The 4,207-nt window shown below is 30.2% G+C and carries 5 protein-coding genes; 4 read left to right on the forward strand and 1 reads right to left on the reverse strand.

The window, feature by feature from the left end; genetic code table 11:
* The 4 genes from ACIQ56_RS15125 to ACIQ56_RS15140 form a co-directional block, all read left to right on the forward strand.
* A partial coding sequence (locus ACIQ56_RS15125; RefSeq protein WP_397601878.1) for a phosphoribosylglycinamide formyltransferase occupies positions 1-424 on the forward strand: 424 nt, incomplete at its 5' end.
* Between the two features lie 7 nt (positions 425-431).
* Positions 432-1,388 carry a phosphoribosylformylglycinamidine cyclo-ligase gene (gene purM / locus ACIQ56_RS15130; RefSeq protein WP_397601879.1) on the forward strand — a complete coding sequence of 319 codons (957 nt, stop codon included), beginning with the start codon at positions 432-434 and terminating at the stop codon, positions 1,386-1,388.
* Positions 1,389-1,634: 246 nt separating this feature from the next.
* On the forward strand, positions 1,635-2,975 hold the full coding sequence (locus ACIQ56_RS15135; protein ID WP_397601880.1) for a peptide MFS transporter: 1,341 nt from the start codon (positions 1,635-1,637) through the stop codon (positions 2,973-2,975).
* Between the two features lie 27 nt (positions 2,976-3,002).
* Positions 3,003-3,869 carry a mechanosensitive ion channel domain-containing protein gene (locus ACIQ56_RS15140; RefSeq protein ID WP_397601881.1) on the forward strand — a complete coding sequence of 289 codons (867 nt, stop codon included), beginning with the start codon at positions 3,003-3,005 and terminating at the stop codon, positions 3,867-3,869.
* A 5-nt stretch (positions 3,870-3,874) separates the two neighbouring features.
* Here the strand turns inward: ACIQ56_RS15140 and ACIQ56_RS15145 are convergent, their stop codons facing one another.
* Positions 3,875-4,063 carry a hypothetical protein gene (locus ACIQ56_RS15145; protein WP_397601882.1) on the reverse strand — a complete coding sequence of 63 codons (189 nt, stop codon included), beginning with the start codon at positions 4,061-4,063 and terminating at the stop codon, positions 3,875-3,877.
* Between the last annotated feature and the right edge of the window lie 144 nt (positions 4,064-4,207).

Below are 4,207 nucleotides of genomic sequence, written 5' to 3' on the forward strand. Positions count from 1 at the left end.
TATTGTTCCACATAAAAACTACACAAATAGATCAGAACATGAAATTGCTTTAATAAAAACAATTCAGCATTTAAATGATATTAAAGTTATTGTTCTTGCCGGTTATATGCGCGTTTTATCCCCTACTTTTTTCGAAGAGGTTTCTAAAATAAAATCGAAACCTGTTTTAATCAACTTGCATCCCGCTCCTCTTGATTTATATAAAGGAGCACATGCTTATGAATATGCAATTGCAAATAAAGTAACAAAATGGGGGCTTTCTGTTCATGAAGTTATTCCTGAATTAGATTCTGGGAAACTTTTAAACTATGTTTCTTTTCCTGTGTTTCCTTATGAATCCGAAGAGCAACTAAAAGATCGAGTCAGACCCTTAGAACATAAAATTTTAATTGACACCCTTAATCAAATTCTTATTTGGAGATAACATCCTTATGTCAAGCACAACTTATGAAAAAGCAGGGGTAAGTATCCAAGCTGGAGAAACTCTCGTAGAAAAAATAAAAAAGATAAACCCCACTATTGGTGGCTTTGCAGGAATATATGAATTGGATTCGGAGCGTTCCTTAGTAGCCTGTACCGATGGTGTGGGTACAAAACTAGAACTTGGAATCAAAATGCAACGTTATGAAGATCTTGGACAAGACCTCGTTGCCATGAGTGTCAATGATCTCATCGTATGTGGTGCAAAACCTCTCTTTTTCCTTGATTATTTTGCAACAGGAAAACTCGATGTCGATGTTGCCCATCGTGTCATCAAAGGAATTGTAAGAGCATGCCAAGACTCTGGTTGTTTGTTACTTGGCGGTGAAACAGCAGAAATGCCTGGATTTTATGATCAAAATAAATTTGATCTTGCTGGGTTTGCAGTTGGAGACGTTTTAAATAAAGATATTATCGATGGTAAAAATATAAAAGAAAATGATCTCATAGTTGGTCTTCCTAGTAGTGGTTTCCATTCAAATGGATATTCTTTAGTTCGTAAAATCATGAAAGACAATAACGTAACATTAGAAACTCCATTTGAAGGAAAAACAATTGGTGATTATCTAACAGAGCCAACCCGTCTTTATGTTAAAGATATTTTAAACTTAAAAAAACATATTCTTATTAAAGGTATGGCACATATTACAGGTGGTGGTTTAACTAATATTAGCAGAATATTACCTGAAAATTTTGTTTATGATATTGATAAGAAAAAAATTCCAGTACCTTCTATCATTAAGCATTTTCAAACAATTGGAAAAATATCGGATGAAGAAGCTTTTACCGTTTGGAATATGGGAATGGGTTTTACCCTTATCATTGATCCAGGTCAGTTAGAAAGTCTTAAAAAAATCTTACCTGATTGTTTTGAAATTGGAAAAGTAGTTTCTTTAATCAAAAAGTAATTTCTTTAAATAAAAAAATTACTTATTAAATTTTATTCATATCTAAAAACAACGTAAATCATGTTTTTATTTTAAATCCCAAAAAATCAAAAATTAAAATTATTTTTATTTCATATTAGATAAATCGAATATAAATTGATTTATTTTAAAAAAAAAGTTGTCAAATTATTTTTTACCCTTTAAATTTAGGATCAAGAAATTTATTTAGATGAATACCGTTGTATCTTTTACACGAAAGAATTAAATATGACCACAAAAACAAAACAACCTAAGGGTATGTACATTCTAGCATTTACCGAAATTTTCGAAAGATTTAGTTATTATACTTTATCTTTTCTATTGGTTTTGTATGCATCTGCTCCTCTTTATGGCGGCGGATTAGGTTGGAGCAACGAAAAGGCTTTAGGATTAGTTGGAATTTATACCATGACTGCCTATACCCTTCCTATATTAGGCTCCTTCATTGCGGATCGATTTATCGGAAAAGGCAAGTCTGTCATTTTAGGTGGTTGTATAATTATTCTGGGTCATTTTTTAATGCTGTTCTCAAAAATTGAAATTGTTTTTTATTTAGCATTATTTTGTGTTGCCTTAGGAACGAGTTTCTTTAAACCTTGTATGCCATCTCTTTTAGGTGATTTATATAAGGCAAATGATACGAGAAGAGAGTCTGGGTTTAGCTGGTACTATTTTGGAATTAATATTGGAGCTATGATAGCTGGAGTAAGCGGCGGTTTATTAACTCAAAAGTTTGGTTATCAAGTTGCTTTATCTTCTGCTGGTGTTGGAATGGTGATTGGTATGGTTGTTTTTATTTTAGGAAAAAAACATCTCGTACTTGAATTCAATAGAAAATCTAAAAAAGTTGTGGATCCAAATAAAAAACCAATCTCTAAAGTTCAAATGAGAGCTCTTTATTCATTAATTATTGCATTTGCATTTTTTGCCATTTGGGCAACCGTTTATAATATTGCTGTTTCTGGAACTCTCACATTATATATTGAAAAATATACAAATAAGACCGTATTTAATGTTGATATTCCTACAACATTTTTCATGTCTTTAGAAAGTTTAACTATTATAGTCTTTACACCTATTATTACATTTATATTAGCTAAATTAGCATTAAAAAATAAATATCCACATTTTTTTTCTCAAATGAATTTAGCTGTTTTTATTGCTGCGATATCAGTATTTTATTTTACTTATTTAGCACATATTGGCCATGGAATAGAAGAAGGCGTAAAACCGTTTCATTATTATCAATTTATGTTATTTATTATATTATTATCTATAAGTGAAACTATTATTTCTCCTGTTATGATGTCCGCAATCAGTATTATGGCTCCCCTTAAGTATAAATCTTTATTTCAATCCTTTTATTTAGCTACAATTGGTTTAACTGGTTTGCTTGCTGCAAAAATAGGAGTTCTTTCTTTGAAATCTCCATTTGAAACTTTTTTAATTCTGAGTATTGTCATTTTGGTGGGTGCTATTATTTATTACTTTGTTAAACCCAAAATGATAAAAATAGCCAATGAAGCTGCAAAAGAGCAATTAAAACAGCAACAAGGAAGTTCAAAATAGCAAAGTTTTGCTATTAAGGTTTATCGCATGAATTCGATCACTCTCGATGATTATTATCTTCAACATATTATAACGAGTCTTATATTTTTCTTTGTTCTAATAGCAATCCGATTTTTACTCGTGAAACAAGTCTCACATTTAAAAATATCTCCTGCAGAAACAAAGAGAAGTATTATTGTTAAAATAAATAATATTTTCATTATTATTATTTTTTTATCTTTCATTACAATTTGGTCTGATGAAATTAAAACAATGGCTATATCCTTTGTGGCCATTGCTGCGGCTATAGCTATTGCAACAAAAGAATTTATTTTGTGTTTTATTGGTGGATTATATAAGTGGCTTTCAAAACCTTTCTCCGTTGGAGATCGAATTGAAGTTTCCACTTTTCGTGGTGAAGTTGTCGATTTCAAATTTTTAAGCACAACATTAATTGAGATTGGTCCTGGTAAAGAACATTCACAATATACAGGCCGAGTTTTGGTTATTCCAAATAGTATTTATTTAACAAGTACAATTGCAAAAGAAAGTTATACTGAAAGTTTTACTTTACATTCTTTTATTGTTCCTATTTCCAATAATGAGGAATGGAGTACCAGTGAAAGAAATTTATTAATTGCCTCAAAAGAGGCTTGTCAAGCTTATTTTGAAGAGGCAAAAAACTTTTATGCAAGTGAAAAACATTTTTTTGTATTAGGTCCAGTTAATATAGAACCAAGAGTTCAATTATCAATTGTAAATCCAAATCAAATCAATTTAATCGTTCGTCTTCCCTGCCCTTCCTTACAAACAAATCAAATTCAACAAAATATCATTCGGTATTATTTAGAATTGCAAAATTTCTCCAAAAAAAATCCTATTCAGACCGAAAGACCTGGCGTTACTGTTACTTAAAATAATCAATGAGAATCCGAAACATTATGAACTTTTTTCTTTAGTTTTATAAATAAAATAGGAATAAAAGAGATCGAAAAAATAACCATCATAACACCTACAAGTTGTAAAAAACTTAACACAAAAGCTTGATTTTGAATTCGATTGTTTAAACTTGCTATGTGTCCTCCCAATAAGTGATTTTTACAAAGCATAAATCCAGAATTAAATCTCCTTTTGAGGAGGAGATTTAAATGGAGATGGAAAATAGAATTTTAAAATTGTCAGAACAAGTTGCTTTTGAAAGAAGTAAAGGAAATATAAAGAGTTGGTCTGATGAAATAAAAAATGAAGCAGTA

This window comes from Silvanigrella sp. (genome assembly GCF_044369315.1).
In the GTDB taxonomy this organism is placed as follows: Bacteria; Bdellovibrionota_B; Oligoflexia; order Silvanigrellales; family Silvanigrellaceae; genus Silvanigrella.

Bases quoted from the DNA above. Each gene is read 5' to 3' on its own strand.
- purM (WP_397601879.1), top strand. From the start codon at position 432: ATGTCAAGCACAACTTATGAAAAAGCAGGGGTAAGTATCCAAGCTGGA.
- ACIQ56_RS15135 (WP_397601880.1), top strand. From the start codon at position 1,635: ATGACCACAAAAACAAAACAACCTAAGGGTATGTACATTCTAGCATTT.
- ACIQ56_RS15140 (WP_397601881.1), top strand. From the start codon at position 3,003: ATGAATTCGATCACTCTCGATGATTATTATCTTCAACATATTATAACG.
- ACIQ56_RS15145 (WP_397601882.1), bottom strand. From the start codon at position 4,063: ATGCTTTGTAAAAATCACTTATTGGGAGGACACATAGCAAGTTTAAAC.